The 16804-nt window shown below is 57.4% G+C and carries 15 protein-coding genes and 1 tRNA gene; 15 read left to right on the top strand and 1 reads right to left on the bottom strand.

Annotated elements, in window-relative coordinates:
- Window positions 1-6: 6 nt before the first annotated feature.
- The 6 genes from G411_RS0107325 (at window position 7) to greA (ending at window position 7805) form a co-directional block, all read left to right on the top strand.
- The gene (locus tag G411_RS0107325; protein WP_022958532.1) at window positions 7-1386 is read left to right on the top strand and encodes a YhjD/YihY/BrkB family envelope integrity protein; all 1380 of its coding nucleotides are present in this window, start codon (window positions 7-9) and stop codon (window positions 1384-1386) included.
- Complete coding sequence (dapB, locus tag G411_RS0107320) at window positions 1383-2195, top strand: 4-hydroxy-tetrahydrodipicolinate reductase (RefSeq protein ID WP_022958531.1); 813 nt, start codon at window positions 1383-1385, stop codon at window positions 2193-2195. Before G411_RS0107325 ends, dapB begins: the two co-directional genes overlap by 4 nt.
- A 2-nt stretch (window positions 2196-2197) precedes the next feature.
- Window positions 2198-2629, top strand: coding sequence for an acyl-CoA thioesterase (locus tag G411_RS0107315; RefSeq protein WP_022958530.1), 432 nt, complete (start codon window positions 2198-2200; stop codon window positions 2627-2629).
- 242 nt (window positions 2630-2871) lie between these two features.
- Window positions 2872-4020, top strand: a complete 1149-nt coding sequence (gene carA / locus G411_RS0107310) for a glutamine-hydrolyzing carbamoyl-phosphate synthase small subunit (RefSeq protein WP_022958529.1) — start codon at window positions 2872-2874, stop codon at window positions 4018-4020.
- 81 nt (window positions 4021-4101) lie between these two features.
- Window positions 4102-7323 carry a carbamoyl-phosphate synthase large subunit gene (gene carB / locus G411_RS0107305; protein WP_022958528.1) on the top strand — a complete coding sequence of 1074 codons (3222 nt, stop codon included), beginning with the start codon at window positions 4102-4104 and terminating at the stop codon, window positions 7321-7323.
- Window positions 7320-7805, top strand: coding sequence for a transcription elongation factor GreA (greA, locus tag G411_RS0107300; RefSeq protein WP_037508945.1), 486 nt, complete (start codon window positions 7320-7322; stop codon window positions 7803-7805). The genes carB and greA overlap by 4 nt, the downstream gene beginning before the upstream one ends.
- A gap of 25 nt (window positions 7806-7830) precedes the next feature.
- Here the strand turns inward: greA and yhbY are convergent, their stop codons facing one another.
- Window positions 7831-8139: a ribosome assembly RNA-binding protein YhbY gene (gene yhbY, locus G411_RS0107295; protein WP_022958526.1), complete on the bottom strand. Its 309-nt coding sequence runs from the start codon at window positions 8137-8139 to the stop codon at window positions 7831-7833.
- A 112-nt stretch (window positions 8140-8251) separates the two neighbouring features.
- On the opposite strand from yhbY, the gene rlmE reads away from it, so the two are divergent.
- The 9 genes from rlmE (at window position 8252) to nusA (ending at window position 16775) form a co-directional block, all read left to right on the top strand.
- The gene (gene rlmE, locus G411_RS0107290) at window positions 8252-8875 is read left to right on the top strand and encodes a 23S rRNA (uridine(2552)-2'-O)-methyltransferase RlmE (RefSeq protein WP_022958525.1); all 624 of its coding nucleotides are present in this window, start codon (window positions 8252-8254) and stop codon (window positions 8873-8875) included.
- A 139-nt stretch (window positions 8876-9014) separates the two neighbouring features.
- Window positions 9015-10970 (top strand): ATP-dependent zinc metalloprotease FtsH, encoded by a 1956-nt coding sequence (ftsH, locus tag G411_RS0107285; protein ID WP_028968236.1) that lies wholly within the window; start codon window positions 9015-9017, stop codon window positions 10968-10970.
- A gap of 9 nt (window positions 10971-10979) precedes the next feature.
- Complete coding sequence (folP, locus tag G411_RS0107280; protein WP_084495352.1) at window positions 10980-11852, top strand: dihydropteroate synthase; 873 nt, start codon at window positions 10980-10982, stop codon at window positions 11850-11852.
- The gene (gene glmM / locus G411_RS0107275; RefSeq protein WP_022958522.1) at window positions 11849-13183 is read left to right on the top strand and encodes a phosphoglucosamine mutase; all 1335 of its coding nucleotides are present in this window, start codon (window positions 11849-11851) and stop codon (window positions 13181-13183) included. Before folP ends, glmM begins: the two co-directional genes overlap by 4 nt.
- Window positions 13184-13245: 62 nt before the next feature.
- Window positions 13246-14001 carry a triose-phosphate isomerase gene (tpiA, locus tag G411_RS0107270; RefSeq protein ID WP_028968234.1) on the top strand — a complete coding sequence of 252 codons (756 nt, stop codon included), beginning with the start codon at window positions 13246-13248 and terminating at the stop codon, window positions 13999-14001.
- On the top strand, window positions 14002-14370 hold the full coding sequence (gene secG, locus G411_RS0107265; RefSeq protein WP_022958520.1) for a preprotein translocase subunit SecG: 369 nt from the start codon (window positions 14002-14004) through the stop codon (window positions 14368-14370). It abuts the gene before it with no gap.
- 11 nt (window positions 14371-14381) lie between these two features.
- Window positions 14382-14467 (top strand) — tRNA-Leu (locus G411_RS0107260).
- 306 nt (window positions 14468-14773) lie between these two features.
- Window positions 14774-15229 (top strand): ribosome maturation factor RimP, encoded by a 456-nt coding sequence (gene rimP, locus G411_RS0107255; protein ID WP_022958519.1) that lies wholly within the window; start codon window positions 14774-14776, stop codon window positions 15227-15229.
- A gap of 43 nt (window positions 15230-15272) precedes the next feature.
- Window positions 15273-16775, top strand: a complete 1503-nt coding sequence (gene nusA / locus G411_RS0107250) for a transcription termination factor NusA (protein WP_022958518.1) — start codon at window positions 15273-15275, stop codon at window positions 16773-16775.
- The last annotated feature ends 29 nt before the right edge of the window (window positions 16776-16804 follow it).

Below are 16804 nucleotides of genomic sequence, written 5' to 3'. Positions count from 1 at the left end.
CGTTTTATGGATAAAACCCTCAACCGTTTTGTCGCGGAGCGTCTTTGGGCGCCGGAAGTGGCGGCCTACAGTTTTTGGCGAAAGCGGCTGATCTACCTGCTGCGCTACCTGTATGTGGTGCTGGATGATCTTGCCAAAGGTGAGCTGACGCTGCGCGCCATGAGTCTGGTATACACCACGCTATTGTCGATGGTGCCGCTATTGGCGGTGAGCTTCTCGGTGCTGAAAGCCTTTGGTATGCACAACAAGCAGCTCGAGCCCATCATGCTGCAATTTCTGGCGCCGATGGGCGACAAGGGTGTTGAGATTACCGAGAAGATCATCGGTTTTATCGACAACGTCAAAATCGGCGTGCTCGGCACCTTCGGTATTGCCCTGCTGTTTTATACGGCCATCTCGCTGATCCAGAAGATTGAGGCAACCTTCAACCATATCTGGCGCCTGGAGCAGCACCGCAGCATCGGGCGGCGTGTGGCCGACTATGGCAGTGTGATGCTGATCGGGCCGCTGTTGGTGTTTTCGGCCATCGGTCTGTCGGCCAGTGTGCTCAGTGGTGGCGCTGTTCAGCAGGTAAGTGAGCAGCTGCCGCCGATAGCCATACTGGTGTCGTTTTTGACCGCGGCGGCGCCCTATCTGATGATCATCTGCGCCTTTACCTTCTTTTATATGTTTATCCCCAATACGCGGGTCACCCTGCGGGCGGGCTTGGTGGCGGGTGTCGTTTCGGGCGTGCTGTTCCAGAGTCTGGGCTGGGGCTTTGGCAGCGTGGTGGTCTCCGCCAGTGACAGTGGTACCTATGCGATCTACTCGGGCTTTGCGATTCTGATTCTGTTCATGATGTGGGTCTATATAAGCTGGCTGATCCTGCTGGTGGGCAGCAGTGTTGCTTTTTATGTGCAACATCCGGAATATGTCGTCCCCTCGCGGCGCAGTGGCGATATGAGTATTCGTCAGCAGGAGGATCTCGCTCTCGGCATTATGACGGTGCTGGCGCAGCGCTATTACGAAGGGCGTCGGCCGCTGAGTGCGTCGGAGTTCGTGGCGCGCCTGCGTGTGCAGATTCAGGGTGTGACCCGCGTTTTGCGCGCCCTGCGCACGGCGGGCTTGATCACCGAGAACAGTGAAGATCCACCGAGATACCTGCCCAATGCGCCGCTGGAAAAAGTCACCGTGCGCGAGGTGCTGGAGGCGGTGCGCAAAGAGGGGGGTGACGGCATTATTCGTGTGCGCCCGCGCAGCGAGCCCGGTGCCGTGGCGGAGGTGCGCAAATCGATAGATCAGGCAGTGAATGATGCGCTTGCCGAGATGAGTGTTAAAGACATGGCGAGGGTGACGGTTGAAGAGCCGGAGCGGGCGCCGCATGCAGATAAAGTGGAACAGACATGAGTGTAAAAATTGCGGTAACCGGCGCGGCTGGCCGAATGGGCAAAACCCTGATCGAGGCAATTTCGCTGGCAGAGGGTTGTGAGCTGGCGGCGGCGATTGAACGGCCTGAGAGCAGCCTTATCGGTGCCGATGCCGGCGAGCTGGCAGGTATTGGTGCCTGTGGCGTATCGGTGGTTGGAGATATTAATGAGGTATTGGCCAGCTTTGATGTGCTGATCGATTTCACCGCGCCGCTGGCGACGCTGGCGAATGCCAAGGCTTGTGCCAGCGCAGGTAAGGGGATGGTGATTGGTACTACTGGCTTTGATGCCACCCAAAAAGCTGAGCTGGATACGGCGATTGCGTCCATTGCGGTCTGTCAGGCCTCTAACTTCAGCACCGGTGTGAATCTGTGCTTCAAGCTGTTGGATATGGCCGCGCGGGTGATGGGTGATGACGTCGATATCGAAGTGTACGAGGCGCACCATCGTCACAAAGTTGACGCACCTTCGGGTACGGCGCTCAGCATGGGGCAGGTTGTTGCCGATGCGCTGGGGCGTGACCTTGATAAGGTGGCGGTTTACGGACGCGAAGGTCAGACCGGTGCGCGTGAGCGCGACACTATCGGCTTTGCCACGGTGCGTGCGGGCGATATTGTGGGCGATCACACGGTGATGTTTTGCGCTGAGGGCGAGCGTGTAGAAATTACCCACAAGGCGAGCTCGCGCATGTCTTTTGCGCGCGGTGCCGTGCGAGCGGCCTCGTGGCTCAAAACGCAGGCGGCCGGTCGCTATGATATGCAGGACGTACTTGGGCTGAGGGCGGACTGAACGTGGCGAAAGTTGCTCTGACGCTGCCCGAGGCGTTTTCTTTCGGCACGGAGATCAGTTTGCTGCGTGGCCATATCAACGCCGGAAACCACCTCGGTAACGACGCGCTGATTGGCTTGCTCAACGAAGTGCGGGCGCGCCTGCTGGCCAGTCGTGGCGAGCAGGAAGGGCGTCGCGAAGACGGCCTCGTCGTGGTGAATGCCGACATGGCTGTGCGCTATATCAGCGAAGGCTACTACGGCGAAACCCTGTGTTTTGAAGCGGCATTCAGCGATTTCCACCGCTGCGGCTTTGATATCGTCTACCGGGTAAGTGACAAGGCGTCGGGTCGGTTGGTTGCGGAGGCAAAAACCGCGCATTTGCTGATGTCGCCGACGCTGGGCAAAGCCGTTGATCTCCCGTCGGCGATGCTGGCGGCCCTGAAGCCGAAATAGTTACATTCCTTGGTGGCCGATGTGGGGCAGTCTCTGGTGGATTCCGGCGACGCTTTCGCGTAAAATTTCGTTTCAGATTTGGGCGCCGGGTTGAGTAGGCCCGTGACCCTCGCAAGGAGCGAGATGGGGTTTCACCGCATCTCGCTTTTTTGCACGCGTATTTTCCTCTGTGGTTCCCTGGTTGTCGTTCCGACGCAAGTCGGCGGTGACTCTCGGCCGCAAGTCTGATCCAGGAGGTTATCTTGACGGTTTCAGCCATACTCGCCCTTGAAGACGGCAGTATTTTTCGGGGTGTTGCCATCGGTGCGCACGGGCATTCGGTTGGTGAAGTGGTTTTCAATACCGCCATGACCGGCTATCAGGAGATCTTGACCGACCCCTCCTACGCTCGTCAGATCGTGACCCTGACCTATCCCCATATTGGTAATACCGGCGTTAACAGCGAAGACGAAGAGGCCGCAGAAATCTGGTCTGCAGGTCTGGTGATTCGCGACCTGCCGCTGCTGGCGAGCAGCTTCCGCAGTGAGCAAAGCCTGTCGGACTACCTCAAAGCGCGCAATATTATCGGTATCGCCGATGTCGATACCCGTCGTCTGACGCGCATTCTGCGTGACAAGGGTGCCCAGGGTGGATGCCTGCTGGCGGGTGAGTCGCTGGGTGAGGCCGATGAAGCCAAGGCGCTGGAACTGGCGCGGGGGTTTGCCGGGCTAAAGGGCATGGACCTGGCGAAGGAAGTGACCACCGCCGAGCGCTACGAATGGCGCGAAGGCAGCTGGACGCTGGGCGAAGGTCATGCGGTTTACAGCGACGAGCAACTGCCCCACCACGTAGTGGCTTACGATTTTGGTGTGAAGCGCAATATTCTTCGCATGCTGGCTGATCGCGGCTGCCGTTTGACGGTGGTGCCTGCCAAGACGCCCGCGGCTGAGGTGCTGGCGATGAATCCCGATGGTGTTTTTCTGTCGAACGGCCCCGGTGATCCGGAGCCTTGTGATTACGCCATCGACGCGATCAAGGACATTGTTGCTACGGGGCTGCCGGTTTTTGGTATCTGTTTGGGGCACCAGTTGTTGTCGCTGGCCTCCGGTGCCAAAACCATCAAGATGAAGTTTGGTCACCACGGTGCCAACCACCCGGTGCAGGACGTGAACAGCAAGGTCGTGCACATCACCAGTCAGAACCACGGTTTTGCGGTTGATGAAGACAGTCTGCCCGACACGATGATCGTGACTCACAAGTCTCTGTTCGACGGTTCCTTGCAGGGTGTGCATCGCACAGACAAACCGGCATTCAGCTTTCAGGGGCACCCTGAGGCGAGCCCGGGGCCGCATGATATTGCCCCGCTGTTCGATCACTTCATTGAATTAATTGAGGCCCACAAGGCCGGTTGAGAATTTCGGATTGCGCACTGCGCAAGTGCGGGAGCGGCGCGATGCGCCTCCCGTCTCCCGTCAGCGTAAAGCGGAGAGAACATGCCCAAAAGAACTGACATACAATCCATTCTGATCCTCGGTGCCGGCCCGATTGTTATCGGTCAGGCCTGTGAGTTTGACTACTCGGGCGCCCAGGCTTGTAAAGCGCTGCGCGAAGAGGGATACCGGGTCATTCTGGTGAACTCCAACCCGGCGACGATCATGACCGACCCGGCAATGGCGGATGCCACGTACATCGAGCCGATTGCCTGGCAGACCGTTGAAAAGATTATCGAGAAAGAGCGTCCTGACGCGTTGCTGCCGACTATGGGCGGCCAGACTGCACTGAACTGTGCGCTGGACCTGGATCGCGAGGGTGTGCTGGAAAAATATGGCGTCGAAATGATCGGCGCCAAGAAAGATGCGATCGATATGGCGGAAGATCGCCAGCTGTTCGATAAGGCGATGAAGCGCATCGGTCTGGAAACGCCGCGTTCAGCCATTGCACACAGCATGGAAGAAGCCCTGCAGGTACTGGACTCCATTGGCTTCCCGGCCATCATCCGTCCGTCGTTCACAATGGGTGGTTCCGGCGGTGGTATCGCCTACAACAAAGAAGAGTTTGTCGAGATCTGTACCCGTGGTCTCGACCTGTCGCCCACCAACGAACTGCTGATTGACGAAAGTCTGATTGGCTGGAAAGAGTTCGAGATGGAAGTGGTGCGGGACAAGAATGACAACTGTATCATCATTTGCGCCATTGAAAACTTTGATCCGATGGGGGTTCACACGGGCGACTCGATTACCGTTGCGCCGGCACAAACCCTGACGGACAAGGAATACCAGATCATGCGCGACGCTTCTTGTGCGGTGCTGCGGGAGATCGGCGTGGAGACTGGCGGCTCCAACGTTCAGTTTGGTATGAACCCCGAAAACGGCCGTCTGGTCGTGATCGAAATGAATCCGCGTGTATCGCGTTCCTCGGCGCTGGCCTCCAAGGCCACGGGCTTCCCGATTGCGAAAGTCGCTGCCAAGCTGGCGGTGGGTTATACCCTCGACGAGCTGCAGAACGACATCACCGGCGGTGCGACCCCGGCGTCGTTTGAGCCGAGCATCGACTATGTGGTTACCAAAATACCGCGCTTCACCTTTGAGAAATTTGGCGAGGCGCAAACCAAGCTGCACACCCAGATGAAGTCGGTGGGTGAGGTGATGGCGATCGGTCGCAGCTTCCAGGAGTCAGTGCAAAAAGCGCTGCGTGGTCTGGAAGTGGGGTCGGCCGGTTTTGAGCACAAGATCGACGTCGACCGCGATGACGCCCGCGATATTCTGATTGCCGAACTGACCAACCCCGGCCCCGAGCGCATCTGGTATGTGGCCGATGCTTTCCGCGCGGGCATGAGCGTTGAGGAAGTGTTTGAGCATTCCTGGATCGACCCTTGGTTCCTGGTGCAGATCGAAGACATTGTGAAGTCTGAGAATGCGCTGAAAACCCTGGCACTGTCGGAAATTGATGCCGATATGATGTGGCGCCTGAAGCGCAAGGGTTTCAGCGATCAGCGTCTGGCCGTGCTGTTGGCGGTGAGCGAGCGCCAACTGCGCGCCCGTCGTCACGCGCTGGGTATTCACCCGGTCTACAAGCGCGTGGATACCTGCGCGGCGGAATTTGCGACCTCGACCGCCTATATGTACTCAACCTATGAGGAAGAGTGTGAGGCGCAGCCCAGTGAGCGCGAGAAGATTCTGGTGATCGGCGGCGGCCCCAACCGTATCGGTCAGGGTATCGAGTTTGATTACTGCTGCGTGCACGCGGCGCTGGCGATGCGTGAAGACGGTTACGAAACCATTATGGTTAACTGTAACCCCGAAACCGTCTCTACCGATTACGACATCTCCGACCGCCTCTACTTTGAGCCGGTAACGCTGGAAGACGTGCTGGAAATCGTTGCGAAAGAAAAGCCGAAAGGCGTGATCGTACAGTTCGGCGGGCAGACGCCGCTGAAACTGGCTCGCGATCTCGAGGCGGCGGGTGTGCCGATTATCGGCACCAGTCCAGAGGCCATCGACCGCGCGGAAGACCGCGAGCGCTTCCAGCAAATGATTCAGCGCCTCGACCTGAAGCAGCCGCCGAACACCACCGTGCGCTCAGAAGAAGCCGCGCTGGCTGCGGCGCAGCGCATTGGTTATCCCCTGGTTGTGCGCCCCTCCTATGTACTGGGTGGCCGCGCGATGGAAATTGTCTACAAAGAGGAAGAGCTGGAGCGCTATATGCGCGAAGCGGTAAAGGTGTCGAATGAGTCACCGGTACTGCTGGACCACTTCCTGAATGCGGCCGTCGAAGTCGACTTGGATGCCGTGTCTGACGGCAAAGAAGTGGTCATCGGCGCTATCATGCAGCATATCGAGCAGGCAGGGGTTCACTCCGGTGACTCGGCGTGTTCGCTGCCGCCTTACTCGCTGGATGCCGAAACTCAGGACAAAATGCGCGAGATGGTCAAGCGCATGGCCTTGGAGCTCGGAGTTGTCGGTCTGATGAATGTGCAGCTGGCCGTGCAGGATGGCGAAATCTATGTGATCGAGGTCAACCCTCGTGCCTCGCGTACGGTGCCGTTCGTTTCCAAATGTATCGGTATTTCGCTGGCCAAAGTGGCCGCACGCTGTATGGCGGGTATGTCGCTGGCCGAGCAGGATTTCACTACCGAGCGAGTGCCCAGCTACTACTCGGTGAAAGAAGCGGTATTCCCGTTCAACAAGTTCCCCGGTGTTGACCCGATCCTCGGGCCGGAAATGAAATCAACCGGCGAAGTAATGGGCTTGGGTGAAAGCTTCGCGGAGGCCTTCTCCAAGGCGGCGCGTGGTGCGGGCGAGGTATTCCCGACGTCCGGTACCGCGTTCGTGTCCGTTCGCGATCCCGACAAAGCGGGGGCTGTCGATGTGGCACGGCAACTGCTCGAGCAGGGTTTTGAACTTTGTGCGACACGTGGCACTCACAAAGTATTGACCGACGCTGGCCTCAAATGCCAGCGCGTCAACAAGGTGATGGAAGGCCGCCCCCATATTGTCGATATGGTGAAAAATGGCGACATCGCCTTGATTATCAATACCACTGAAGGCAAGCAGGCGATTGCCGATTCCTCGCTGATTCGGCGCAGCGCGCTGGCCAATAAAGTCAGCTACACCACTACCCTGGCAGGCGCGGAAGCCATTTGCCAGGCGCTGGCCTTTGGCGAGGAGCGCACTGTGCGCCGCCTGCAGGATGTACACGAAGGATGGGTATCATGAGCCAGCAAACACCAATGACCGTTGCCGGCGAGCAGGCATTGCGGGATGAATTGAAGCGTCTCAAGTCAGTCGAGCGTCCGCGGATTACGCAGGCGATTGCCGAGGCGCGAGAGCACGGCGACTTGAAAGAAAATGCTGAATACCATGCCGCTCGCGAGCAGCAGGGCTTCTGTGAAGGCCGCATTCAGGAGATCGAGAGCAAGCTATCCAATGTGCGGGTGATTGATATCACCAAGATCCCCTGCACGGGAAAAGTGATTTTCGGTACCACGGTCACGCTGATTAACTGCGATACCGATGAAGAAGTGACGTATCGCATTGTCGGTGAGGACGAGGCTGACGTTAAGGCGGGCAAAATCTCTGTCACTTCGCCGATCGCGCGCGCGCTGATCGGCAAAGAAGAGGGCGATGTGGCCGTCGTTACGGCGCCCGGCGGTGATATCGAATACGAGATTGACCAGGTCCAACACCTGGAAGAGTAGCAGTGATGGTTGCGCGGTGTTTTGCTCAGCCGCGCAGCAAGTTTGACAGGCGAGGGTTCGGTTTTTGCGCAGCGCGGTAAAGCAGCGCAATTTTACCGATAGCCTGCACCAGCTCTGCACGGCTGTCAGTGCAGAGCTGTTCGATGACTTCCCGGCGTTCCTGAGGGTCAGCCACATTGACCTTCACCTTGATCAGCTCGTGATCTTCCAGGGCGCGGTTTAACTCCAGCATCACGCCTTCGCTAAGGCCTTTGTCGCCGATCATTACGACGGGGTTCAGATTGTGGCCGATACTGCGAAGCTGTTTTTTGTCGCTGGCTGTCAGAGTTTTCATGATGCTCGTGCTGCGTGGATTGGTGGGGGCGGTATTGTACGGGAAAGGTATACTGTAAGCGATACGCGGTGTAGTCGCGACGCTTGCGACTCAGATTAAAAGAGGGCTTCCCTTGGCGAAACGATCTTCCTCCAGCGGCGCCTGGCTTAAAGAACATTTTGACGACCAGTACGTGAAACGGGCTCAGAAAGAGGGCTATCGCTCTCGTGCCTGTTATAAGTTATTGGAAATTCAGGAAAAAGATCGCCTGATCAAGCCGGGTATATGTGTGGTGGATCTCGGTTCGGCGCCCGGCGGCTGGTCTCAGGTGGCGGCAGAGCTGGTAGGACACAACGGCCGTGTGCTGGCGTCGGATATTTTGCCGATGGATACCCTGGCGGGTGTGGAGTTCATTCAGGGGGATTTCACCGAGCAATCGGTCTTCGATTCTCTGCTGGCGGCGATTGCTGATCAGCCGGTAGACCTTGTGATTTCCGATATGGCCCCCAATATGAGTGGAGTGAAGGATGTTGATCAGCCTCGCTCCATGTATCTGTGTGAGCTGGCGCTGGATATGGCGGGGCATGTGCTCCGCCCCGGTGGGGATTTCGTAACCAAGATATTCCAGGGCGAAGGTTTTGATGAATACTTTCGAGATATGCGGCAGCGCTTTGACAAAGTGATCACCCGCAAGCCCTCGGCGTCGCGGCCCCGTTCCCGCGAGGTGTATCTGCTGGGGCGCGGTTTCCGCGGCTGAGCGATTGTTCTGTGCTATCGAGACGATAGGCCGATAGCGTAGAGGGGGCGGAATTTCTGTAGTAGAGTGGGGTCTAGTGCTGGGCGCCGCAACATTGTGGTGCGCCGCAAGCTGAATAGAGGATCGGTTCTTGAACGATATGGCAAAAAACCTTCTGCTGTGGCTGGTGATCGCTGCGGTGCTGCTGACAGTTTTCAACAATTTCAGCGTGCAGTCGCCCACTGAGCAACTCAACTATTCCCAGTTCATTACAGAAGTGCAGAACGAGCGTGTGCGCAAAGTCGTCATCGATGGCCTGGTCATCAGTGGCGAGCGCAGCGACAGCAGTCGTTTCGAGACGGTTCGCCCGCTGTTGGATGATCCCAAGCTGATTGATGATCTGTTGGAGCACAACGTGGTCGTTGAAGGCCGCAAGCCAGAACAGCAGAGTCTTTGGACGCAGTTGCTGGTAGCCAGCTTCCCCATTCTGATCATCCTCGCCATTTTCATGTTCTTCATGCGCCAGATGCAGGGCGGCGCTGGGGGTGGCAAAGGCGGCCCGATGGCGTTTGGTAAAAGCAAGGCTCGCCTGCTCAGTGAAGATCAGATCAAAACCACCTTTGCCGATGTGGCGGGTGTGGATGAAGCGAAAGAAGATGTGCAGGAATTGGTAGAGTTTCTGCGCGACCCCGGCAAATTCCAGCGACTCGGCGGTCGTATTCCCCGCGGCGTGCTGATGGTGGGGCCGCCGGGAACCGGTAAAACCCTGCTCGCCAAGGCCATTGCGGGTGAGGCCAAAGTGCCGTTCTTCTCGATCTCGGGTTCTGATTTCGTGGAAATGTTTGTGGGGGTCGGTGCCTCCCGTGTTCGGGATATGTTCGAACAGGCCAAAAAGCAGGCGCCCTGCATTATCTTCATCGATGAGATTGATGCCGTGGGTCGGCACCGTGGTGCTGGCATGGGCGGTGGTCACGATGAGCGTGAGCAGACGTTGAACCAGTTGCTGGTAGAGATGGACGGGTTTGAAGTGAATGACGGCGTCATCGTCATCGCGGCGACCAACCGTCCCGATGTGCTCGATCCCGCTCTGTTGCGCCCCGGCCGTTTCGACCGTCAGGTGGTGGTGGGACTGCCAGACATTCGCGGCCGCGAGCAGATTCTGAAAGTACATATGCGCAAGTTGCCGGTGTCGGACGATGTGGATCCTGCAGTGATCGCCCGTGGTACGCCCGGCTTCTCGGGTGCTGATCTGGCGAACCTCGCAAACGAGGCCGCATTGTTTGCCGCCCGGGCCAACCTTCGTCTGGTGTCGATGGAGCAGTTTGATCTGGCCAAGGACAAAATCATGATGGGCGCTGAGCGCAAGTCCATGGTGATGTCCGAAAAAGAAAAACTGAACACGGCTTACCACGAGGCGGGGCATGCGATTGTCGGGCGCGTCGTGCCGGAGCACGATCCCGTCTATAAGGTCAGTATTATTCCCCGTGGTCGCGCTCTGGGTGTGACCATGTTCCTGCCTGAAGAAGATCGCTACAGCCTGAGTCGTCGCCACATTATCAGCCAGATCTGTTCACTGTTCGGCGGGCGTATTGCTGAAGAGATGACCCTGGGTGCGGATGGTGTGACCACCGGGGCGTCTAACGATATTCAGCGGGCGACGGATATCGCCCGGAAGATGGTTACTAAATGGGGGCTGTCAGAGAAAATGGGCCCGCTGATGTACGACGACGCCGATGAAGAGGTGTTTCTCGGTCGCTCCGCCGCTCAATCTGGTAAGAGCGTGTCGGGAGAGACGGCACGTCAGATCGACGAGGAAGTGCGTCGCATCATTGACGGTTGTTATGCAACGGCCAAAGGTATCCTGGAAGAGAATCGCAGCAAGCTGGATATGATGGCCGAGGCATTGATGATGTACGAAACCATCGATGCCAAACAGATTGATGACATCATGGCAGGACGGAAGCCGCGTCGGCCGGCGGGCTGGGATGACGATAACCGTCGTGGTGGCCAGCAGCGCGCGGTTGATGATGAAGCGGATAAGCCGGGCAGCGATGATGATGCGTCGGATAAGCGCCGCCCGGAAGATCCTTTCGCGGGATCGGTCAGCGATCACTAATCTGATTCCATGAGCACCATTCCCGCTATGTCGCCACAGCTTCGCTGTGGCGATCGCATTTTAGACCTCTCCAGACCGAGCGTGATGGCCGTGATCAATGTCACGCCGGACTCTTTTTCCGACGGCGGCCGGTTTGTTCGCGATGGGCGTATAGCCGTCGACGCTGTACTGGCACAGGTTGAGCGCGCGATTCAGTCTGGGGCGCAGTTGATTGATGTGGGCGGTGAGTCGACGCGCCCCGGTGCCGATGCGGTATCTGAGTCAGAAGAGTTAGAACGTGTTGTGCCGGTTGTAAGCGCGATTGCGGAGCGCTTTGAAACGATCATTTCTGTGGATACCAGTTCGGCGTCGGTAATTCGGGAGTCTGCGCGAGCGGGGGCAGGCTTGATCAATGATGTGCGCTCGCTGAGTCGCGAGGGTGCTATGCAGGCGGTGGCAGAGAGCGGTCTTCCCGTTTGCGTGATGCATATGAATGGCGAGCCTCAGGTAATGCAGCGCCAGCCGCATTATGACGACGTGGTTGCTGAGGTGATCGAATTTCTTGAGGCGCGTGTGGCGGCGTGTTTGGCGGCGGGCATCACTCAGGATCGCATTGTGCTGGACCCGGGGTTTGGTTTCGGGAAAAGTCTCGAACATAACCTCACGCTGTTTCGTGCCTTGCCTGCGTTGAAAGACCTGGGGTATCCGCTGTTGGTCGGTGTATCACGCAAAACGATGGTAGGCGCCATCACCGGTCGCGAGGTTGCGCAACGTATGCCGGGCAGTATCGTGCTGGCGGCGTTGGCCGCAGAGCGTGGCGCCACAATTCTCCGTGTTCATGACGTCGCGGAGACAGTCGATGCTCTCGCTATAGCGTCGGCGGTGATGGGACAACAACAATGACAAGAAAATACTTTGGCACCGACGGGGTGCGTGGTCGAGTCGGGGAGTTTCCGATTACGCCGGAATTCGTGCTCAAGCTGGGCTGGGCAGTCGGTCAGGTGTTCGCCCGGGAAGGTCGCGGGCGTGTGCTCATTGGCAAAGACACACGAATTTCCGGCTATATGTTCGAGTCGGCTCTGGAGGCCGGGCTGGTTGCGGCGGGGGTGGATGTGCGCCTGTTGGGGCCGATGCCGACGCCGGCCATTGCGTATCTGACCCGAACCTTCAAGGCGCGTGCCGGCATCGTGATCAGTGCCAGTCACAATCCCTACTATGACAATGGCATCAAGTTTTTCTCCGCCGAGGGCAGTAAGTTGCCGGATGAGATAGAGCTGGCGATTGAGGCGGCCATGGATCAGCCAATGTCGACGGTGGAATCGGCGGCGCTGGGCAAGGTAAAACGCATCGATGATGCGGCAGGGCGTTACATCGAATATTGCAAATCCACATTTGGTACCGAGCTGTCGTTGGATGGCTTGAAGATTGTGCTCGATTGCGCTCACGGTGCCACCTACCACGTTGCGCCGTCGGTGTTTGCCGAGTTGGGGGCCGACGTTGTGGTGATGGGGGCGGGGCCAGATGGCTTGAATATCAATGCCGAGGTGGGGTCCACGCATCCCGGCGCGCTCTGTCAGCGGGTGGTCTCCGAAGGAGCTGACCTGGGTATTGCTTTTGACGGCGACGGGGATCGAGTGCTGTTTGTCGATGTTAATGGCGAACTGGTCGATGGTGACGAGTTGCTGTACATCATCGCGGCGGAACAGCGGCGCCGCGATGGCGCGTGTGCGGGGGTGGTCGGCACGCTGATGTCCAATCTTGGCTTGGAGTTGGCCCTGCGCGAATTGTCGATTCCCTTTGTGCGCGCCAAAGTGGGCGACCGCTATGTGAAAGAATTAATGACGACTCAGGGGTACTCGCTGGGAGGGGAAAACTCCGGGCATATTATTTGCTCTGATGTCAGTACCACCGGTGATGGCATTGTGGCGGCGTTGCAGGTGTTGAGGGCAATGCGTACTCAACAGGCATCGCTGGCGTCCTTGCGAGCCCCGTTGTCCATGTTGCCGCAGGTGATGATTAATGTGCGCACGGCATCGGCGTTCGATCTGGCGGATGAGGTTTTACGGCGCGAGGTTGCCCGGGTTGAGGCCGAGTTGGGTGATGCCGGTCGCGTTCTGCTCCGCGCATCCGGGACCGAGCCGCTCATTAGGGTGATGGTTGAGGGGCGCGATGGTCAGCAGGTGCAATCGCTGTGTGAGCAGCTTGCAGCCTGTGTAGAGAGTCGGGCGCAGTGATTGTTGTATGTGCTCATGAGTTTATGTAAGATTGGCGCCCATTTTGCGCTAAGGGATGGGGTATGCGGAGCAAACTGGTAGCGGGAAACTGGAAAATGCACGGCAGTCGTGCGGCGATCCAGAACCTGCTGGCCTCCTTGAAGGCTGAACTGCCCGCGGAACCTGGCACAGATGTGGCGGTGTTTCCTCCTTCTCTTTATGTCGCCGATGCCCTGGTGGCCTTGAGTGGCAGTCCGGTTGCCGTAGGTGCGCAGAATGTCTGTGATCAGGCGGCGCAAGGTGCCTTCACTGGAGAGGTGTCAGCGGAAATGCTGGCGGATGTCGGTTGTCGCTATGCCATTGTTGGGCATTCGGAGCGCCGGGCTCTGTACGGTGAAAGCAGTGCTGTTGTGGCCGTTAAAGTGCAGCGCTGCCTCAATGCGGGTGTCGTGCCGATTCTTTGTGTGGGTGAAACCGACGAAGAGCGAGAAGCCGGGCGGACGCTGGACGTTGTTGCTGAGCAGTTAGATGCAGTTATGCAAACTGTAGCGGTCGGTGAGCTTTCGTCACTGGTTGTTGCCTATGAGCCGGTCTGGGCGATTGGAACTGGCAAGACGGCCAGTCCTGAGCAAGCGCAGGATGTCCATGCGTATATTCGCCAGCGGATAGCTGGCTACAGTGAAAAGCTGGCGGCCGGAGTTCGTATTTTGTACGGCGGCAGTGTAAAGGCGGCAAATGCTGCTGAATTGTTTAGTCAGGCCGATATCGATGGTGGTCTGGTTGGTGGCGCATCGCTGGATGCGCAAGAATTTTCCGCAATATGCCGAGCGGCGGAGTAAATGGAACAGATTATTCTTGTTGTACACGTCCTTGCTGCACTGGCCATTATTGGTCTGATTCTGGTGCAACAGGGCAAGGGTGCCGATATGGGTGCTTCTTTTGGTGCGGGTGCGTCGCAAACGTTGTTTGGTAGCGATGGTAGTGGTAATGTGCTGACCCGCGCGACAGCCATCCTGGCGACCGTGTTTTTCTTGACCAGCCTGTCATTGGCCTATGTGGCCAAGCAGCGCAGTGTTGTCGATGAAGATATCATCGATGTGCCGGTGCTTGAAGAAAGTCGCGATGTGGCACCGGTTCCCAATGCGGAGATTCCGGCAGCGGATGCAGATATGCCGGCCGTCGGTGACATGCCGTCGGAGTCGCAGTAAGTAACAGATACGCCGAAGTGGTGGAATTGGTAGACACGCTATCTTGAGGGGGTAGTGAGCATAGCTCGTGCGGGTTCAAGTCCCGCCTTCGGCACCAACTGATGAAAGGCAGCCAAGCGGCTGCCTTTTTTGTTGGGGGTTTTTGAAGCTGATATTGTTGCGGTTATATGCGTGCTGCCTTGACCTGTGCGTGGTGCCTGTCTATAATTTCGCCTCCTTTGAGCAGGTCGGCTCGATGCGGTTTTTGCCGGTCTCGAGTGCAGGGCGACATTGCTTTTTACGCAGATTTTTTAAAAGCCCCTTGCACAGGGGCTTTTTCGTATTGTCGCCATGCGTGGCGGTGATCGACAGGGATTTTCGTTAGTGGGCCTCGGGCCCATTTTTTATTGGTGGGTAGTGAATCTTGTCAGCACAGCGCGACAAACTGGAAGAACTGCTGCGGCCCGGCGTTGAAGCGCTGGGTTTCGAGCTGTGGGGCGTGGAGTATCAGTCTCACGCGCGGCAGAGCCTGCTGCGAATTTACATCGATGCTGAAAAGGGCGTGTCGGTTGATGACTGCGCCAAAGTCAGTCATCAGGTCAGTGGGGTTCTTGATGTTGAAGACCCGATTACCGGGGAATACACCCTGGAAGTGTCTTCACCGGGAATGGATCGCCCGCTGTACCACCTGGAGCAGTATCGCCGTTATATCGGCAGTGACATTAATATCCGCCTGCGCGTCGCCTTCGAGGGGCGTCGCAAATACCAAGGTCGCCTGGTGGCGATTGAAGGTGATGAGGTGGTATTGCAGCTCGATGGGCATGAGTACCTGCTCCCCTTTGAGCAAATTGACAAAGCACAGGTCGTGCCCAGCTTTTAAGCACGATTAACCATAACAGCCGGCTACGGAACAGAGGCGGACGATGAGCAAAGAAATATTGCTGGTGGTTGAGGCAGTATCCAATGAGAAGGGGGTGTCGAAAGACATCATCTTTGAGGCCATAGAACAGGCCCTGGCGACTGCAACGAAAAAGCGCTACGAGGAAGACTCGGACATTCGAGTGGTGATTGATCGCCGCACGGGTGATTACGATACATTCCGTCGTTGGGAAGTTATGCCCGATGATGAAATGGCGCTGCTCGGTACTCAATTCACCCTGGAAGAAGCTCACGAACACGATACCAGTCTGAAGGCCGGTGATGTGTATGAGGAGCAGGTCGAGAACGTAGGCTTCGGTCGTATTGCCGCGCAAACTGCCAAGCAGGTTATCGTGCAGAAAGTGCGCGAAGCTGAGCGCGCGCAAGTGGTGGATGAGTACGCTGACCGCGTCGGCGAGCTGATTAATGGCACCGTAAAGAAAGTGACCCGTGACAGTATTATTGTAGATCTTGGCAACAACGCGGAGGCACTGCTGCCGCGCGAGGAGCTGGTCGGTCGCGAAGTCTTCCGTATCAACGATCGCGTACGCGCCATTCTGCAAGATGTGCGTCCGGAAGCTCGAGGCCCGCAGCTGTTCCTCAGTCGCGCCTGCCCGGAAATGCTGATCGAACTGTTCAAAATTGAAGTGCCGGAAGTTTCTGAAGACGTGATTGAAATTCGCGCAGCGGCCCGTGATCCGGGTTCGCGCGCGAAGATCGCAGTGAAAACCAATGATGGCCGGATTGATCCCGTTGGTGCCTGTGTGGGTATGCGCGGCTCTCGTGTTCAGGCAGTTTCCGGTGAGCTCGGTAATGAGCGGGTAGATATTATTCTTTGGGATGACAACCCGGCCCAGCTCGTTATCAATGCCATGGCGCCCGCCGAGGTCGAGTCGATTGTTGTGGATGAAGACACGCACACGATGGATGTCGGCGTTGCCGAAGACAATCTGGCGCAGGCGATTGGCCGTGCAGGTCAGAACGTCCGCCTTGCCAGTGAGTTGACAGGTTGGACCATCAATGTGATGAGCATTGAGGATATGTCTGCCAAGCACGAACAGGAGTCGGGGCAAATCATTGAGTCCTTCATGGAAGCGCTGGACATCGATGAAGAAGTCGCTGTGGTGCTGGTTGAAGAAGGTTTCACCACTCTCGAAGAGGTGGCCTACGTGCCGCTGGAAGAGATGATGGATATCGAAGGCTTTGATGAGGATATCGCGCAGGAGCTGCGAGCTCGTGCCAAAGATGCCCTGTTGACCCAGGCCATTGCCAGTGAAGAACAACTCGATGCGACTGAGCCAGCTGATGACCTGCTGAATATGGATGGCATGGAAAAGCATCTCGCCTTTGTGTTGGCGAGCCGCGGCATCGTAACAATGGAAGATCTGGCCGAGCAGGCTGTAGAAGATCTTCTCGATATTGATGATATGACTGAAGAGCGGGCTGCTGAATTGATTATGACTGCCCGTGCCCCCTGGTTTGCCGACGAAGACGAATCAGCAAGCTAAGCGAGTCGTACAGTTTAGGGAGATAATGA

It is taken from the genome of Spongiibacter tropicus DSM 19543 (genome assembly GCF_000420325.1).
Taxonomy (GTDB): domain Bacteria; phylum Pseudomonadota; class Gammaproteobacteria; order Pseudomonadales; family Spongiibacteraceae; genus Spongiibacter; species Spongiibacter tropicus.
Note: the sequence above shows the minus strand (reverse complement) of the source record. Positions and strands in the feature narration are given on the sequence as shown.